General features: G+C 70.8%; 16 protein-coding genes. 13 read left to right on the forward strand and 3 right to left on the reverse strand.

The window, feature by feature from the left end:
* Nucleotides 1-18: 18 nt before the first annotated feature.
* Both KALB_RS14560 and KALB_RS14565 read right to left on the reverse strand, forming a co-directional pair.
* A complete protein-coding gene (locus KALB_RS14560; protein ID WP_025356447.1) occupies nt 19-1419 on the reverse strand; it encodes a radical SAM protein in 1401 nt (466 codons plus the stop codon).
* Nucleotides 1419-3977, reverse strand: a complete 2559-nt coding sequence (locus KALB_RS14565; protein WP_236650258.1) for a glycosyltransferase — start codon at nt 3975-3977, stop codon at nt 1419-1421. Before KALB_RS14565 ends, KALB_RS14560 begins: the two co-directional genes overlap by 1 nt.
* Before the next feature lie 112 nt (nt 3978-4089).
* Between KALB_RS14565 and KALB_RS43890 the strand changes: the two genes are divergently transcribed.
* The 3 genes from KALB_RS43890 (at nt 4090) to KALB_RS46510 (ending at nt 5281) form a co-directional block, all read left to right on the forward strand.
* Complete coding sequence (locus KALB_RS43890; protein WP_025356449.1) at nt 4090-4542, forward strand: hypothetical protein; 453 nt, start codon at nt 4090-4092, stop codon at nt 4540-4542.
* A 117-nt stretch (nt 4543-4659) separates the two neighbouring features.
* Entirely contained in the window at nt 4660-4899 is a 240-nt protein-coding gene (locus KALB_RS14575; protein ID WP_025356450.1) for a hypothetical protein, read from the forward strand.
* 190 nt (nt 4900-5089) lie between these two features.
* Nucleotides 5090-5281, forward strand: coding sequence for a hypothetical protein (locus KALB_RS46510; RefSeq protein WP_148309469.1), 192 nt, complete (start codon nt 5090-5092; stop codon nt 5279-5281).
* A 13-nt stretch (nt 5282-5294) separates the two neighbouring features.
* Here the strand turns inward: KALB_RS46510 and KALB_RS14580 are convergent, their stop codons facing one another.
* On the reverse strand, nt 5295-5885 hold the full coding sequence (locus KALB_RS14580; protein ID WP_025356451.1) for a TetR/AcrR family transcriptional regulator: 591 nt from the start codon (nt 5883-5885) through the stop codon (nt 5295-5297).
* Between the two features lie 220 nt (nt 5886-6105).
* Here KALB_RS14580 and KALB_RS14585 point away from each other — a divergent pair, with 220 nt between their 5' ends.
* The 10 genes from KALB_RS14585 to KALB_RS14630 all read left to right on the forward strand — a co-directional run bounded on the left by KALB_RS14585 (nt 6106) and on the right by KALB_RS14630 (nt 17263).
* Nucleotides 6106-8676 (forward strand): PQQ-dependent sugar dehydrogenase, encoded by a 2571-nt coding sequence (locus KALB_RS14585; protein WP_201771923.1) that lies wholly within the window; start codon nt 6106-6108, stop codon nt 8674-8676.
* Nucleotides 8677-8819: 143 nt separating this feature from the next.
* Nucleotides 8820-9197 (forward strand): hypothetical protein, encoded by a 378-nt coding sequence (locus tag KALB_RS43895; protein ID WP_025356453.1) that lies wholly within the window; start codon nt 8820-8822, stop codon nt 9195-9197.
* Nucleotides 9198-9202: 5 nt separating this feature from the next.
* Nucleotides 9203-11239 carry an ATP-binding protein gene (locus KALB_RS47590; RefSeq protein ID WP_025356454.1) on the forward strand — a complete coding sequence of 679 codons (2037 nt, stop codon included), beginning with the start codon at nt 9203-9205 and terminating at the stop codon, nt 11237-11239.
* A gap of 15 nt (nt 11240-11254) precedes the next feature.
* Nucleotides 11255-11833: a dihydrofolate reductase family protein gene (locus KALB_RS14600; protein ID WP_025356455.1), complete on the forward strand. Its 579-nt coding sequence runs from the start codon at nt 11255-11257 to the stop codon at nt 11831-11833.
* Between the two features lie 177 nt (nt 11834-12010).
* Nucleotides 12011-13171, forward strand: coding sequence for a glutamate-cysteine ligase family protein (locus KALB_RS14605; protein ID WP_476703250.1), 1161 nt, complete (start codon nt 12011-12013; stop codon nt 13169-13171).
* On the forward strand, nt 13168-14502 hold the full coding sequence (gene egtB / locus KALB_RS14610; protein WP_025356457.1) for an ergothioneine biosynthesis protein EgtB: 1335 nt from the start codon (nt 13168-13170) through the stop codon (nt 14500-14502). Before KALB_RS14605 ends, egtB begins: the two co-directional genes overlap by 4 nt.
* A 5-nt stretch (nt 14503-14507) precedes the next feature.
* Nucleotides 14508-15275 carry an ergothioneine biosynthesis protein EgtC gene (egtC, locus tag KALB_RS14615; RefSeq protein WP_025356458.1) on the forward strand — a complete coding sequence of 256 codons (768 nt, stop codon included), beginning with the start codon at nt 14508-14510 and terminating at the stop codon, nt 15273-15275.
* Nucleotides 15275-16246 (forward strand): L-histidine N(alpha)-methyltransferase, encoded by a 972-nt coding sequence (egtD, locus tag KALB_RS14620; RefSeq protein WP_025356459.1) that lies wholly within the window; start codon nt 15275-15277, stop codon nt 16244-16246. Before egtC ends, egtD begins: the two co-directional genes overlap by 1 nt.
* Nucleotides 16247-16255: 9 nt before the next feature.
* The gene (locus KALB_RS14625; RefSeq protein ID WP_025356460.1) at nt 16256-16726 is read left to right on the forward strand and encodes a nitroreductase family deazaflavin-dependent oxidoreductase; all 471 of its coding nucleotides are present in this window, start codon (nt 16256-16258) and stop codon (nt 16724-16726) included.
* 138 nt (nt 16727-16864) lie between these two features.
* Nucleotides 16865-17263, forward strand: coding sequence for a hypothetical protein (locus tag KALB_RS14630; protein WP_025356461.1), 399 nt, complete (start codon nt 16865-16867; stop codon nt 17261-17263).
* The last annotated feature ends 35 nt before the right edge of the window (nt 17264-17298 follow it).

Consider the following 17298-nt stretch of genomic DNA (forward strand, 5'->3'; position numbering starts at 1 on the left):
GGTGGCGGATGATAGCGGCTACAACTCGGTGTTGATGATCGCCTCCACCAGCACCTCGCCGTTCGGGGTCAGCGTGACCGTTCCGCCTTCCCTGTTGACAACGAGGAGTTCCCGTTGTTGCAGGGACTCGAACTTCGCCAGCCAGTGCGGGTCGAACAGGGACCGTCCGGCAAAGCGCGCCCGGTGCAGGTCATCGCGCAGCGGCTGCAAGGTGGACAGCGCCATCTTCACGGCCCGCGACTCCTGGGCCTGCGCGGAGAACCTGGTCGCCGAGCCCAGCGGCACGCGGCCCGCTTCGACGGCCTCGACGTACAGCTTCCAGTTCACGTCGGTGATCGCCTCGGAGCGGCGGCAACTGGAACTGCCGCCCAGTCCGATGGCTACCTCCGCCTCCTGCCGGTGCTGGTCCACCATGATGGACTTCCACACCTCAGGCCCGTGCCCCTCGCGGGCGAAGTACATCGTGGGGTGCTCGGTGTACCCGTTGCCGCGCAGGCCCTCCGTGAGCACCTCGCGCATCTGGTACTGCTCGCCCAGGGTCGGCCAGCGGTGCCCGTCGCGCACCATGCGGTCCCGGTACGCGGGCACCTGCCAGGCCGCGGGCTTCTCTCCGGCCACACCGGTCCGCGTCTCCGCGTAGGACTTCAGGTGCAGCTTGGTACACACCACCGCCGTCAACTCGTGCTCCAGCACCACGTCCAGGTCGCGGCGCACGCTGTCCACCGTCTGGTCCAGCAGCCCGTACATCAGGTCGATGCTGATCCACTCGAACCCGGTGGCCTGCGCGTTGCGCACGAACGCGGTGCACATCTGCGCCGTGTGCTGGCGCCCGCACTGCTCCAGCACCGGGTCCTCGAAGGACTGCACCCCGCAGGACAGCTTCGTGCAGCCCAGTGACGCCAACAGTTCCAGCTTCTCGGGGGTGAACGTGCTCGGGTCGCCCTCGAAGCGGATCGCCGTGTCCGGGCCGAAGGCGAAGTTCTCCCGGTAGAACTCGATCAGCTGGCGGATCGCGTCCGGTGGCAGCAGCGAGGGCGTGCCGCCGAACACGTTGAACTCCCCGATCGGCGCGGTGCGCAGGTTCGGCACCCGCTCCAGCCACAGCTTGGCCTCGCGGATGTTCCAGTCCACCCACGAACCCGCCTTGTCCTCGCGGGTGAGCACCACCGGGTACTGGCAGAACCGGCAGCGGTAGGCGCAGGTCGGGATGTAGGACCACAGGTGGATCGGGGCGGTGTCGGCGAGTTGGTCGTCCAGATCGGACAGGAACTGCTCACCGGAGTAGCCCGGGATGTTGCCGGGGAACACGTGTGCGCCGAACGGGTCCTCGGTGACGTAGTCCAGCAGGTGCTTGTTGTCCGGATTGGACAGTGCGGCCAGCACTGCCGGTTCCGGGTGGGCCGGATCGAGTTCGAGCATCAGAACACTCCCCCGTTGCCGAAGTAGTTGTGCGCCTCGCCGGACTCGCGGTCCTCGCAGTAGTAGCGGACGAACTCGGTGAACCGCTCCGCTGGCACCTCGTCGAAGGCGGGCGGCAGCGGGGGCGGGTAGCCGATGTCCTCGCCAACGGTGGCCCGCAGCCGGGCGAAGATCTCCTCGGCGAACTCGAAGTACAGCCGGTAGGACGGGGTCTTGTAGGAGTGGATCGGGGTGAAGTCCAGGACCCGCATCTCCTCCTTGATCTCCGCGATGCGCGCGCCCAGCCGCTGCGCCAGCGAGGGTGTGAAGAACTCGATCACCGCCGCGTCGTCGAGCAGCGAGGGGGTCAGCAGCACCGGCAGGATCGTGTTCTTGGGCGTGAAGTCCTTGATGGAGAACTCCCAGGCCTGCTGGGCCTGTTCCGGGGTCAGGTCCACGTCCCGCCCCGCGGCGGCCCGCGGCCGGATGTCGCGCATCACGATGATGCCGTCGCTGCCGTAGGCCCGGCCGGTGATCACCTCCTCGATGGCGTGGTCCACCCGCCTGGGGTTGATCTCCACCCGGGAGCGCGGTGAGTACACGATGTCCTCCCCGCTGCCGCGCACCCGGATGCCGAAGTCCCAGTCGTCGGACAGGTGGTTGACGAACCGCCCGCCCTGCAACTGGTAGAAGATCTCCACCCCGCCGACCTTCTGGTAGGCCTCCCGGTCCACGGCGAAACCCTTGCCGTCGGGGAAACCGCCGAACAGGGCGAAGGTCACCGCCCGGCAGCGCAACGTGCGCTGGATCATTTCCCACAGCCTGGGGCGCTTGGTGAAGTGCGCGGCCTCGTAGTAGTAGTCGCACACCCCGATGGCGGCCTTGTTCGCCTCCATCGTGCTGAACAGTTCCCACAGCCACTTGCGGTCCACCTGGCAGTCCGCGTCGGCCGACACCAGGTAGAACCGGCGGCCCGGGTCGACCGGCGCGCGGGCCGCGGCGAAGTCCATGCCCGCCTTGCGCGCGCAGGCCACGCCCTGCTCCGGCTCGGACACCACGTGGATGGCCAGATCCGGGTTGCGCTCGGCGAAATCGCGCGCGATGGCCACCGTGTCGTCGGTGGAGTTGTTGTCCACCAACACCACCTCGTACAGCCCGTGGTCCAGCGGCCCGTTCTCCCCGTGCTGCTCGTAGAGCGAGCGCAGCACGGTGGGCAGGTTCTCCGCCTCGTTGTAGACCGGCAGCACCACGCTCATGCGGGTGCGCGCGGGTAGCACCGCCCTGGCCAGTTCCTCGGCCCTGCCCCGGCCGAAGTGCTCGGTCCCCAGCCGGTGGTTGAACTCCGCCATGCTCGCCCGCTTCCCTTCGTCCAGCAGCAGTTCGGCCACTTCGTCCACAAAGGACGGTGTGGGCAGGTCCCCGTGCGCCAGGTCCATCAGCACCGCCTGGAAACCCCTGTGCCCGTACACCGTCTCGTACAGCTCGTAGCGCGTGGCCAGGTACGGCACCCGCGCCGCGATGGCCTCGCCGATCGGGTTGCCGTAGCTCTCGTAGTCGTAGGAGGTCAGGAAGGACACGAGGTCGGCCGTGGCCAGCAGGTCGCGCACCGAGTAGCCCTGCGCCCGCACCTCGTGCGGGGCGAGCCAGCCGCCGAACACCACCCGGTCGGCCACACCCAGTTCCTGGGCCAGCGCGGTGAGTCGGTCGCGCTCCACGGGGGACTCGGCCGTGTCGCCCGCGACGAACAGGTGCGCCTCGCAGCGGTCGGCCAGTGCGGCCACCAGGTGCAGGTCCCGGTCGATCCGCTTCTGCTGGATCACCCTCGTGCAGCGCGCGATCAGCGGCACGTGCTCGGGAATGCCGTAGTGCCGCCGGAACCCGGGCCGGGCGTCCGCGCTGTGGCTGAAGGTGTTGGGCGCCACCACGATGTTGTCCAGCGGCCCGGCCCACTGCTCGGTCCGCCGACGGGCCTGCTCGTGCAGCGCCACGTACTGGATGTGCGGGGAGTTGATCGGTGTGACGGTGTGCGGGTACGGGAACTCGCCGTACTTGCCGGTACCCGGCTCGCTCTGCCACATCAGGTCGTGGTCGCGCCACAGCACGAACCTGCCCAGCCCGGCCCACCGCCCGTACTGCTCGATCGCCTGGTAGAGCGCCTTGGTGTAGGTGATGTTCTCCGGCAGCGTGCCGTTCTCCACCAGCACCGCGGTCACGCCGAGCCGCTGCCAGGTGCGCAGGATGCAAGCGGCCAACCGGCTGGAAAGCGCTTGCACGGCGGGGAGCAGCCGTTCGTCCCCGCGTTGGACCACCTGGGCGAGCACCTCGGTGACGAACTCGGGCGTGTAGCCGGGGATCCGGTCCACGCCCTCGATCCGGTCCAGGTGCACCCAGTCCGGCAGCAGGTCGGCCTCGTCGCGGTAGGGGCGGAAGAAGGCGCCCTTGTCGGCCTTGACCTCGTAGCCGAGGTCCAGGTGCACCTGGTGGCCGCGCTCGTGGAACACCTTGGCGGTCTTGATGAACTCCACGACCAGGCCGGAGATCGGCGTCGCGTCGAAGGAGATTCCCCACAGCACCGTCACCCGGTCCACGCTAGTGTCTGTCGAACAGGGTCTCACCAAGTCACGCCCAGGGTCTGCACTTTGTTCCCGTTAGCGATGCGGGCAGGTGGCGACTCTGGTAGAGGGGAGCGTCATGACCAGGCCGGATCCGAGTGTGCTGGCGAGCATGTCACCGCAGGAGATCAACACCATGATGATGGCGAAGATCCGCGGTGCGGACCTGGCCCCCTACACCGAGGGCACCTACGTGCTGCGGGTGCTCAGCGTGCCCGGCCGGGTCACCGGCGAGCCCCGGCCCTTCCCGCTCGCGATCACCCAGTTGGACGGGGCCCGCTACCTGTGCGCCCCGGTGCGGACCCGCGACTGGGTGCGCAACGTGCTCGCCGCGGGCGGCTGCACCGTGGAGGGGGAGGGCGAGTACCGCACGGAACTGGCCGGTGCCCAGGAGGGCGCCCGGGTCATCGCCACCTACCTGGCCAAGCTTGGCCGCGAGTCGGCGCACTGGCCGTTCCCCTCCGGCTCCCCGGTGGAGGTCATCGCCCAGCACGCCGACACCACCGCCGTGCTGCGCATGGAACCGCGTTAGGTGTGGACTGTGCCCTCCAGGGGGGCACAGCACCGTGCGAGAAACCTTTTTGTGGTACCACCGCGCCATCTGCGGCGCTTGCTCCTCACGAGGTCACGAACGAGAGGTTCGACTTCAGTGGGGGAGATCCTGATGCGCGCCAAGCGTTTCTCAGTTCTTGTCATCATGACCGCGGTACTGACTGTTCTGGGTGGTCAGGCCTTGGCCACCGCTGCCCAGCCGCACGGTACGGCCACGCCCGCGAACTGTGGCTGGCAGCCCGCCAACGACGCGCGCCTCAGCGCCTGGTTCCAGGGTGATGGCGTGAACATTCGCAGTGGGGACTCGACCTCGTGCGCCTCGCTGGGGCTTGGCTAGCAGAACCACTCAGTCACGGTGCACTGCTACAGCCGCCCGGGTGGTGGCGACCTGTGGGTGTACCTCACGGACAACAGCACCGGTGTGAGTGGCTGGAGCAGCCAGCAGTACGTGACGTGGCATGATTCCTTCACGACGATGTGCTGATCACAGCTGGCGGCGCGCGTAGTCGCCGATTCCCTCGTCGACCATGCGCAGCGAGCTGCCTGGACTTGGGGCGGGACCGCAGGTGGTCCAGCACGAGCTGCGCGGCCGCGATCCTGAGTTCGGGGTCGCTGGCCGCCAGCCCGGCCTCCTCGGCCAGGAGCCCGGCCAGTGCGAGATCAGGAACCCGGACGAGGGCAACAGGTCCTTGCTGGGCGCCTTCGGGGTCACGGCCTGACCGCCGTGACCGATCAGCTCGTCCTGCGGTGGCGGCGCACGGTCTCCTCGACCAGGTCCAGCACCGGCTCCAGGTCGTCGGCGGGCAGGCCCATGGCCAGGTGGGACACCAGGCCCTCCAGGACCAGTTCCAGGAAGTCGGCCAGGACCTCCACCTCGACGTCGTCGCGCAGCTTGCCAGCCTCCCGCTGGCGGCGCAGCCGCTCCTTGGTGGCCTCGGTCAGCTGCTGGGAGCGCTCGGCCCAGCGGGCCCGGAAGTCCGGGTCGGTGCGCAGCCGCCGGGAGACCTCCAGCCGGGTGCCCAGCCAGTCGGCGGGGTGCTCCTCGCCCTCGCCCCGTCCGCCGAGCAGGTCGCGCATGACCTGCACCAGGCCCTGCTCGGCGACCACCTCGGCCATGCGCACCGCGTCGTCCTCGGCCAGCGCGAGGAACAGCGACTCCTTGTCGCGGAAGTGGTGGAAGATCGCGCCCCGGGACAGGCCCGTGGCTTCTTCCAGTCGCCGCACCGTGGCACCCTCGTAGCCGTGGCGTGCGAAGCACGAACGCGCGCCGTCGAGGATCTGTCTGCGGCGGGCGTCGAGGTGGTCCTGGCTGACGCGGGGCATCAGACAATCCTCGCAGCTCAGGGCGTGGACTGGCAATCCGTACGTACGGATTGCATACCTCACGTGGTGGACATCATATACTGTGACTTCAGTGACGACTGAAAGCAAGGCCTTTCCGGGCTTGACGGCGCAACCAGGGCAATGCTCTGATTCCTCGTACGGTTAGGAAAGTTCCCTAATCCCTCCGCCGCCGCACCCTGCGACCCAGCTGGGAGGCATCGTGGCATCCCCCGTACCACCCCGATGGCGAGTGGCCCTGGCCTGCGCGATCAGCGCGGCGACGGCCTTCGCCGTGGCGCCCGCCGCACACGCGGCCAGTGCCGAGTACGAGGCAGAGAACGCGACGATCTCGAAGGGAGTGGTGGAGTCCAACCACGCCGGCTACTCCGGGACCGGGTTCGTCAACTACGACAACGTGGCCGGTAGCTACGTCGAGTTCACCGTGAACTCCGCGCAGGCCGGCAGCGCCCGGCTGGACTTCCGCTTCGCCAACGGCACCGGGGCCAACCGCCCGGTGGACGTCACCGTGAACGGCACCACCGCCACCAGCAACCTGGCCTTCCCCGGAACGGGTGACTGGACGAACTGGCAGGTCGCCACCACCACCGTCAACCTCAAGGCGGGCGCCAACAAGGTGCGTGCCGCGGCCACCGGGGCCGAGGGCGGGCCGAACCTGGACAAGCTCACCGTCACCACCGGCTCCGGGGACAGCACCCCGCCGACCGCCCCGCGCAACCTCGTCGTCAGTGACATCGGCCCCAACTCCGCGACCTTCACCTGGCAGGCGGCCACCGACGACACCGGGGTCGTGCGCTACGAGGTCAACCGCGGCGGCAACGTGCTCAAGACCGTGGACGGCGCCACGCTGACCACCACCGTCACCACGCTGACGCCCAACACCGCCTACGACATCTCGGTGGGCGCCTTCGACGCCGCGGGCAACGCCTCGCAGCAGAGCAACGTCGTGCAGTTCACCACCCCGCCCAGCAACGACAAGACCCCGCCCAGCGCCCCGGGCGACCTGCGCAGCACCGGGGTCACGGCCAACAGCGTGTCGTTGGCGTGGAACGCCTCCACCGACGACGGCGGCGTGATCGCGGGCTACGACGTGTACCAGGGCAGCGGCAAGGTGGCGTCGACCAGCTCCACCGACACCACCGTGACCGACCTGGCGCCCAGCACCGACTACACCTTCACGGTCAAGGCCCGCGACCCCAACGGCAACAACTCCGCCGCCAGCAACGCGGTCACGGTGAAGACCACCGGCGGCGGCACCGGCGCGGGCGGCATTCCCGAGTACGACAGGGACATCACCAAGCTGGACCTGCCCTGGGGCATCGACTTCCTGCCGGACGGCTCGGCGCTGGTGGCCGAGCGGGACCGGTTCGAGATCGTGCGGGTCACCGCGGACGGGCAGAAGACCGTGCTGGGCAAGGTGCCCGGGGCGGTGACCACCAACGGCGAGGGCGGCGTGATGGGGCTGGCGGTCTCCCCGCACTTCGCCACCGACCACACCATCTACGTCGACCACACCGCCGCCGATGACAACCGCATCGTGAAGATGACCTACGACAACGGCAAGCTGTCCACCACCAGCACGCCGGTGCTCACCGGCATCGCCAAGAACCGGTACCACAACGGCGGGCGGCTGCGCTTCGGGCCGGACGGCAAGCTCTACGCCACCGCAGGTGACGCCAAGAACAGCGCCAACGCGCAGAACAAGAACTCGCTCAACGGCAAGGTGCTGCGGCTCAACCCGGACGGCTCCGCGCCCACCGACAACCCGTTCTACTCCAGCGGGGGCAACGCCCGGTACGTGTGGAGCATGGGCCACCGCAACCCGCAGGGACTGGCCTGGGACTCCCGGGGCCAGCTGTGGGAGACCGAGTTCGGCGAGAACAGCCAGGACGAGCTGAACCTGATCCAGAAGGGCGGCAACTTCGGCTGGCCCAGCTGCGAGGGCACGCAGGGCAACTGCGCTGGCTACGTGGCGCCCAAGCAGACCTGGTCCACCTCGCAGGGCGGGCCCAGCGCCATCGAGATCGTCAACGACTGGATCTACGTGGCCGCGGTGACCGGTGAGCGGCTGTACGTGGCGAAGATCAACTCCTCGGGTACCGGCACGGACACGCCCAAGTCGGTGTTCGCGGGCAAGTGGGGCCGCCTGCGCACGGTGGTGAGGACCCCGGACGGCGGCCTGTGGCTGTCCTCCACCAACGACGACAAGAACGGCGGCAGCCCGAGCACCCTGGACAACGTGATCGTGCGGCTGAAGTTCCCCGGCGGCAACACGCCCGGTGCGTTCAAGCTGAGCAGCCCCGCGTTCGGCGAGGGGGCCACCGTGCCCGCCAAGTACACCTGCGCCGGTGACGGCAAGGCCGGGCAGGACACCTCGCCGCCGCTGACCTGGGGCGCCTCGGCCGGTGCCAAGGGCTACGCCATCGTGTTCGCCGACACCGCGAACAACGGCAACAAGCTGCACTGGGCGATCTGGGACATCCCGGCGGCCACCGGCTCGCTGCCCGAGGGGCTCGGCGCGGGCTACTCCGTGCCCGGTGGCGGCGGGGCCAAGCAGAAGGCCATGGGCAGCGGGGCCGACGCGCAGAAGTTCTTCGGCCCGTGTCCCGGCGGTTCCTCGCACCCGTACAGCTTCACCCTGTACGCGCTGAACACCGCCACGGTGCCCGGTCTGAGCGCGAGCTCGACCATGGCGCAGATCGAGAGCGCCATCAAGGGCGCGTCCACCACCAGCACCAGGCTGACCGCCAAGTCCAACGCCTCGGCGGGCTGACCGGAACGCGGGGCGGCCGGGCCCGATCGGCCGCCCCGCACTGGTCCGGACGGGTGGACCTCGACGCACCCGGCTAACGGGGACAAATGCGGCCCCGAACCTGTGGGGGACAAATCTCCGGCTGTGCTGCCACAGGAGCGAAGATGACCCACGGGCACGGCGGGTACCACGTGCACATCGGCGGGGACGTGAGCGGTCAGGTCAGCGTTGGTGACAACAACGTCCAGGTCCGCTCCTCGGAGCCGGTGACCGAGCAGGACCTCGCCCGGCTGCGTACCGAACTGGCCGAGCTGCGGGCACTGGTCCCCGCGGCCGCGCAGAAGATCGACGAACTCGACGAGGCCCTCACCGGGGGCGAGGTGGACCTGCCCACCGTGGAACACGTGCAGGGCTGGTTCCGGCGCAGGCTCCCGCAGTTCCTCGGCGCGCTGAACAAGGTCGTGCTGGGGCCGGTGGTGGCCAAGCTGGTCGCGGCGGGCGGGGAGCAGTTGGCCGCCGAGTTCACCCGCAGGCTCGGCTGATCCCGGTGGACGTGCACGTCGGCGGGGACGTGGTCGGCCAACTCGTGGTGGGGGACCACAACATCACGGTGTGGGCGGAGCAGTCGGTGGTCAGCCTGACACTGCCCGCGCAGCGCCCACAGCCGGTGCGCCGCCCGGCGATCAGCTTGCTGCCACGCCATCCCGCGCGGCCGATCGGCCGGGAACAGGACCTGGATGCGCTGCGCGGGGCGTTGCAGGCAGCTCGGCTGGTGCAGTTGCACGGCCCGCCCGGCGTGGGCAAGAGCACGCTTTTCCGTTACGCCGCAGGGGACATCGCTGGATTAGGCCGGTCCGTGGTGTTCCTGTCGGCGGCCCACCGGGGTGTGCCGGACCTGCTCCAGGACGTGTTCGAGGCGTGCTACGACACCGCGGGCTACCAACCGTCCACTGTGGAGTTGCGGCGGCTCATGTCCGGTGTGGACGTCCTGGTGCTGGTCGACGACCTGGAGCTGACGGCCGAGCAGCGCGAGGAACTGCTCGACGGGATCCCCGACGCGGCAGTGGCCTTCACCTCGGTACGGCGTGCACTGTGGACGGACGGGTACGCGCAGGAACTGTCCGGCCTGGCTTGGGAACCGGCCTGCGCACTGCTGGGCGCCGTGCTGAACCGCTCGCTCGCCGAGCACGAACTGCTTGACCTCGCTCAGTTGTGGCGTGCCGCGGACGGCTCGCCGTTGCTGCTGCTCCGCGCCGCCGCGAGCGCCCGACCAGGTCCGGACGGCGCACTCGTGCTGCCCCTGGCCGCCGAGTTGGCGGAGCTCCTGCCGCGAGTGCTCGCTGGGTTGACCGCACCGGCCCGCGAACTCGTGTCGGTGCTGGCACTGGCCGACGCGCCTGTGTCGGAGGCGCTGGTGCCCTGGCTCGTCAGCGACCCGGGTCTGCTCAACGCCACGCTCGGCGAGGTGACCGCGCACGGCGTGGTCCTCGTGTCCGAGCGGGGCTGGGGGCTCGCGCCCGGTGTGCGTGCGGACCTGGTGGGCGGCATCGGCCAGCTGGAGTGGATCGTCGGGCGGCTGCGCGAGTGCTGCCGCCAACTGCCGCCCGCGCTGATCGCCGCGAACGCCACGCTGATCACCGGCTGCATCGACGCCTCGGTCCGGCTGGGCCGCCCCGATCTCGGCGCGCTGCTGGCCAGGGCCCTCGCCCCGGTCGCGGCCTGCTCCGCGCGGCTGGGCGCCTGGGAGCAGATCCTCGACCGGGGCCGGGCCGCCGCGGAGCTGGCCGGGGACCGCGCGACCCTGGCCTACCTGACCCACGAGGGCGGGGTGCACGCGCTGGTCACCGGCAAGCGGGTCGTCGCGGCGGCGGCCATCGCGACGGCGGTCGCGCTCTGGACCGAGCTGGGCAACACCGCGCAGGCCGCGCTGGCCCAGCAGACCGCCTCGCTGCTCGGCCACCTCGGCACGGTCCAGGTCAGCGGCACGGCCAGCGCCGCGAGCCAGGCGCCCGTCACGGGTACCCCCGCCGTTCCCGCCACGACGGCGGCCAAGGCGGGGTTCGGGCTCGGCGCCAAGCTCGCCGTCGCGGGCCTGGTCGCGGCGGGTGTGCTGCTCGGCGGGTTCTTCGCCGTCACCAGCCTCAAGCCCGCGAGCCAGTCCGGGGCGCTGCCGACGCGGTCGACGACAACCCCGCAGACCGCCAGCACAACCGCCACCACAACCGCTGGCCAGCGCAAGGGCGTGCTCCCGGCAGACTGCCCCACCGACCCGTTCTTCGGCACCTTCGACGGCAGAGAACCGTTGCTGGAGAAGAAGATGCCGGGCTCGGTGGTGTGCGTCTACCTGAAGGGGCAGTGGCAGTTGCTGGTGGGCGTCATCCCGGCGGTCGACATCGGTTCGGACATCCCGGGCATCCAGCAGACGCAGATCCCCGGCACCGACAGCGCCTACCTGTTGCCCCCCGGTCAGGACGGGACCGGTGAGCTGATCGTCAACATCGGTGGCCGTTCGATGAAGGCGCAGTTCGTCGGCACCTCCGAGGAGGCGATCGCGGCCTTCGAACGGGTGCTCGGGGTCGGTTAGGGCTAGCCTGCGGGGATGCGGCGCGTCATCGTGATGAGCTCGGTCTCGCTGGACGGCTTCTTCGAGGGGCCGGACCGCGAACTGGACTGGCACCTGGTCGACGAGGAGCTGCACGGCCACTTCAACGAGGAACTCGCCGCGATGAGCGCCTTCCTGGACGGGCGGGTCACCCACGAGCTGATGGCCGCGTACTGGCCGACCGCCGACGAGGACCCGGCGGCAAGCGCTCCGGAGGCGGAGTTCGCGCGCATCTGGCGGAACATGCCCAAGTACGTGTACTCGCGGACCCTGCGGCACGCCGACTGGAACACCACGATCCTGCGCGAGCTCGACGTGGCACAGGTCCAGGAACTCAAGGCGCTGCCGGGCGGTGACATGGTGGTCGGCGGGGCGGATCTCGGTGCGTCCTTCCGCGCGCACGGCCTGGTCGACGAGTACCGGGTCTACGTGCACCCCGTCCTGCTCGGCCGCGGCAGGCCGCTGTTCCGACCAGGTGCGGACAGGACGGACCTCCGGCTGCTCGGCACCCGGGTCTTCGGCAACGGCGTCGTCCTGCTGCGGTACGCCGTCGAGTCGTCAGGGAAGCGTTCGTAAGCGGTTCGTCACCCGTTCTTCGCGGTGCACTTGTCAGACCCCGCGTGTAGCGTCGGTCGCACGGCGATTCGACTACAAGGGGTGGCGAAAGTGACCACACTGAGTGAGGCGACCGCCACCGATCCGGCTCCCGACTTACTCCGGGACCGTGCCAGCGCCGAGGCGTACGTGGCCTCGGTGTGCTTCAAGCACGGGCCACCGAGAGCTGTCGGCACCGAGATCGAGTGGACGGTGCACCACAGTGATGACCGATGTCGGCCCATCACGGCCGAGATCCTGACAACTGCATTGGGGCCACACGCCCCGGCCACGCTCCGACAAGACAGCCCGAACCTGCCGCTTCGCGGTGGTTCCCCTGTCACCGTTGAGCCAGGTGGCCAGGTGGAGATCTCCAGTCCACCGCGGTCCAACGCGACCGACCTGCTCGTCTCCACCTCCTCCGACATCTCCCACCTCACCGAACTGCTCACCGCCGCCGGCCTGGAACTGGGCCCGGGCGGCACCGACGCGCACCGCCCGCCGCGCAGGGTGCTGAACACCCCGCGCTACGCGGCGATGCAGGCCAGGTTCGACCGGTTCGGCAGCGACGGCATCACCATGATGTGCAGCACCGCCGGGCTCCAGGTCTGCCTGGACATGGGCGAGCGCGACCGGGTGGCCACCCGGTGGGCGGCGCTGCACGCACTGGGGCCGGTGCTGCTGGCGGTGTTCGCCAACTCCGCGCGACTGGGCGGGCGGTCCACCCCGTGGGTGTCCGCGCGCACGCGTGCGGTCCTGGGCACCGAGCCCGCGCGCACCCGGCGCGGGGCGGTCAGCGGGGACCCGGCGGCCGAGTGGGCCGCCAGGGTGCTGGACACCCCGCTGATCTGCTGGCGCCACGGCGGCCCGGACTGGACCGCCCCGCCCAGGGTGACCTTCGCGGAGTGGATCGGCGGCGCGCTGCCGGGCGTGCCGACCACCGAGGACATGGACTACCACCTGAGCACGATGTTCACCCCGATCCGGCCACGGGGCTACTTCGAGGTCCGCTACCTGGACTCGCAGCCGCCCCAGGACTGGATGGCCCCGGTGGCGCTGCTCATCGCCCTGTTCGAGGACGAGCGGGTGGTGGACGAGGCGCTGGCCGCCGCGCAGCCCGCCGTCGGGCGCTGGCTGCACGCGGCCCGGGTCGGCACGGCCGACCCGAGGGTCGCCGGGGCCGCCCGTGCGGTGCTGGACCTGGGGCTGCGGTCGTTGCCCCGGCTCGGCCTGCCCACTGACTTGCACGACGAGGTGACCCGCAGCCTGGACCGGCGACTGGCTGCCGTCCCTGCCCCGCACGGAGGTGACCTGCGGTGACGACGTTCGACCTGACCACCGAGGAGAAGCTGCGCGAGCACATCGCGCAGGCGCTGGAACGCTCCCGGGCCCGCAGCGTGCTGCTGACCGACTCGGTGGACGACGAGGACCTGGTGCGCCAGCACTCCAAGCTGATGTCCCCGCTGGTGTGGGACCTGGCCCACATCGGCAACCAGGAGGAGCTCTGGCTGGTGCGCGACGTCGGCGGCCGGGAGCCGGTGCGCTGCGACATCGACGAGCTCTACGACGCCTTCCAACACGCCAGGGCCGACCGCCCCGCACTGCCGCTGCTCGACCCGGCGCAGGCCCGCGGCTACGTGCGCGAGGTCCGCGACAAGGTGCTCGACGTGCTGGAGCGCACCCCGCTGGAGGGCAGGCCGTTGCTGGACAACGGGTTCGCCTTCGGCATGATCGCCCAGCACGAGCAGCAGCACGACGAGACGATGCTGGCCACCCACCAGCTGCGGGTGGGCTCGCCGGTGCTGCACGCACCACCGCCACCGGCCGCGCCCGGTGACCGGCTGCCCGCCGAGGTGCTGGTGCCCGGCGGCCCGTTCACCATGGGCACCGACGCCGAGCCCTGGGCGCTGGACAACGAGCGGCCCTCCCACCAGGTGCTGGTCGAGGCGTTCCACATCGACACGACCCCGGTCAGCAACGGGGCGTACCTGGCGTTCATCGCCGACGGCGGCTACGAGCGCCCGGAGCTGTGGAGCGAGATCGGCTGGTCCCACCGGCAGGGCGCGGGCCTGGTCGCGCCGCGCTTCTGGCACCGCGACAGCGACGGCGGCTGGCTGCGCACCCGGTTCGGGGTGGTGGAGCCGGTCCCGGTGGACGAGCCGGTGGTGCACGTCTGCTACCACGAGGCGGCGGCGTTCGCGGCCTGGGCGGGCAAGCGGCTGCCCACCGAGGCGGAGTGGGAGAAGGCGGCCCGCTTCGACCCGGCCACCGGCCGGTCCCGGCGCTTCCCGTGGGGTGACGAGGACCCGACCCCGGAGCACGCCAACCTCGGCCAGCGCCACCTGCGCCCGGCCCCGGTCGGCGCGTACCCGCTGGGCGCCTCCCCGCTGGGGGTGCGCCAGCTGATCGGGGACGTCTGGGAGTGGACCAGCTCCGACTTCCGGCCGTACCCGGGTTTCCGGGCGTTCCCGTACCGGGAGTACTCGGAGGTGTTCTTCGGCGGGGACTACAAGATGCTGCGCGGTGGCTCCTTCGGCACCGACGAGGCGGCGGTGCGCGGCACCTTCCGCAACTGGGACCACCCGATCCGGCGGCAGATCTTCGCCGGGTTCCGGTGTGCCCGTGACGCCGACCCGGGGCTGGGGCACTAGTCCCGGTGTGCCGCCACCTGGGTTACCTGGGCCCCGCCGTGCCCTTGTCCGAGCTGCTGCTCGACCCGCCGCACTCGCTGCTGCGCCAGTCGTGGGCTCCTCGGGACATGCGCCGCGGCGGGACGATCAACGCCGACGGGTTCGGGGCGGGCTGGTTCACCGGGGACAGTGGTGAGCCGGTCCGCTACCGGTCCGCGGCCACGATGTGGTCCGACACGGCCTTCGCCAGCCTGGCGGGGGCGGTGTCGGCCACCGCCGTGGTCGCCGCCGTGCGCTCGGCCACCGTCGGCATGCCGGTGGTGGAGACGGCCTGCGCCCCGTTCACCGAGGGCCGCTGGCTGTTCAGCCACAACGGGGTGGTCCGCGGCTGGCCGACCTCGGTGGAGCTGCTCGCGCAGCGGCTGCCGGTGGCCGACCTGCTCACCCTGGACGCGCCCACCGACGCGGCCCTGCTCTGGGCGCTGGTGCGCCACCGGCTGCGCGCCGGGCAGGGCCCGGTGGACGCCATTGCCGCCGTGCTGCTGGAGGTGGCCGCAGCCGCCCCCGGATCACGGCTGAACCTGTTGCTGGGCAACGAGGAACTGCTCGTCGCCACGACCTGGTCGCACGCGCTGTCGGTGCGGCCTTCGGCGGGGGCGGTCACCGTCGCCTCCGAACCCACCGATGACGACCCCACCTGGGTCGCCGTTCCCGACCGCAGCATCGTGATCGCCACGACGTCCACTGTGGACATAAGGCCACTGGACGCACCGGACACAGGACGGCAGGACTGATGACCAATCCCGTGCTGGACAACCACCTCAGCGCCGACCACATGGCGCGTGCCCTGCGCGCCGACGTCAGGGCCGGGCTGTCGGGGCCCCGCAAGACCCTGCCGCCCAAGTGGTTCTACGACGCCACCGGCAGCGAGCTGTTCGAGCGCATCACGGAGCTGCCCGAGTACTACCCGACGCGGGCCGAGCGCGAGGTGCTGCTGGCCAGGGCCCCGGAGATCGCCGCGGTCACCGGGGCGGCGACCCTGGTGGAACTGGGCTCGGGCTCCTCGGAGAAGACCCGCGCGCTGCTGGACGCGCTGCTCGCGGGCGGCACGCTGAAGAAGTTCGTGCCCATGGACGTGTCGATCAGCGCGCTGAGCGCCGCCGCGCGGTCCATCGTCGAGCAGTACCCCGGGCTGCTGGTGCACGGGGTGGCCGGGGACTTCACCGAGCACCTCTCGCTGCTGCCCGGGGACGAGCCCCGGCTGGTGGCCTTCCTCGGCGGCACGATCGGCAACCTGCTGCCCGGCGAGCGCGGCAAGTTCTTCGGCGCGGTGCGTGAGCTGCTGGGGCCGGGGGAGTGGCTGCTGCTGGGCACCGACCTGGTCAAGGACCGGCAGGTGCTGGTCGAGGCCTACGACGACGCGCAGGGCGTGACCGCGGAGTTCAACCGCAACGTGCTGCGGGTGGTCAACCGCGAGCTGGACGCCGACTTCGAGCCCGAGGCGTTCGAGCACGTGGCGGTGTGGGACGCCGAGCAGGAGTGGATCGAGATGCGGCTGCGGGCCACCCGCGCCATGACGGTCGGGCTGCCCGGTGCCGGGGTGGAGGTGCGGTTCGCCGCCGGTGAGGAGCTGCGCACCGAGGTCTCCGCGAAGTTCCGCCGCGAGCGGGTGGAGCAGGAGCTGGCCGAGGCCGGTTTCGAGCTCGCGCACTGGTGGACCGACACCGAGGGGCGCTTCGCCGTGTCCCTGGCTACTGCTCGGTAGGCTGCGGGCATGGCTGGCTTGCGAGGACTGTTCTCGGGTGTGGGCAAGACCAAGGGCTTCGCCGTGTTCGGCAAGGTCGTGGTGCCGCTGGACCGCGCGCTGCTGCGGCTGAGCGGTGGCCGGTTCGGCGTGGGCAACGCCGTGGGTCTGCGCACCCTGCTGCTGACCACCACCGGTCGCAGCAGCGGCCAGCCGCGCCAGGTCCCGCTGCTCTACGTGGAGCACGGCGGGGGCTACGTGGTGATCGGCTCCAACTGGGGCGGGGAGAAGCACCCGGCGTGGTCGGCGAACCTGCTGGCCAAGCCGGAGGCGGAGGCCTCGGTCGGCGGCCGGGCGGTGCCGGTGCGCGGGCGGCTGCTGGCAGGAGCCGAGCGTGAGCGGGTCTGGCAGCAGGTGGCCGAGTACTGGCCCGCCTACGACGCCTACGCCGACCGGGCCAGCCACCGCACGATCCGCGTCTTCCTGCTCGAACCCCGCTAACCCACCCGCGAGTCCCGCTCTGGGGCCCGTGAGTCCCGCCCAGGGGGCCGCGAGTCCCGCTCTGGCGCGGAGGCGCCACCGTCCCGCGCCTCCGCGCCGCTTGTGCCATGCTCGCTGGCAGACAGCAGGGAGCAGGCCGTGGCGGGACAACACGAGTTCATGGTGCTGGCGGTCACCTACGACCGGCCGGAGCCCAGGTTCACCGACCCACGCTTCGAACCGATCAAGGCCGCGCCCCCGCCGGGTTGCGAGCCCTTCGACTGCGACGGCCTGTTCGGGCTGCGCTGCACCCGGACCGCCGACACCCTGCTGGACGCCGTGGCCGAGGTCTGCAAGGAGGTGCTCGACGAGCACGGCATCACCATGACCGACCTGGGCATCGAGAAGCTCTGGGAGTGGTCCACCGACGGACGGGACGGGTTCGGCGCCACCATAGTCGGCCAGCTCCTGCTGATGGCCTCCTACCGCGCGCGGCTGCTCGGCTACGGCACCGAGGACCTGGTCCGCTTCCTGCGCACCTCCAACGCCACGGCCTGAACGATGAGTTCCGGTGGCCGCGCGGGTCTGACCTG

Origin of the sequence: Kutzneria viridogrisea DSM 43870, assembly GCF_000525635.1 — a bacterium.
Taxonomy (GTDB): domain Bacteria; phylum Actinomycetota; class Actinomycetes; order Mycobacteriales; family Pseudonocardiaceae; genus Kutzneria; species Kutzneria viridogrisea.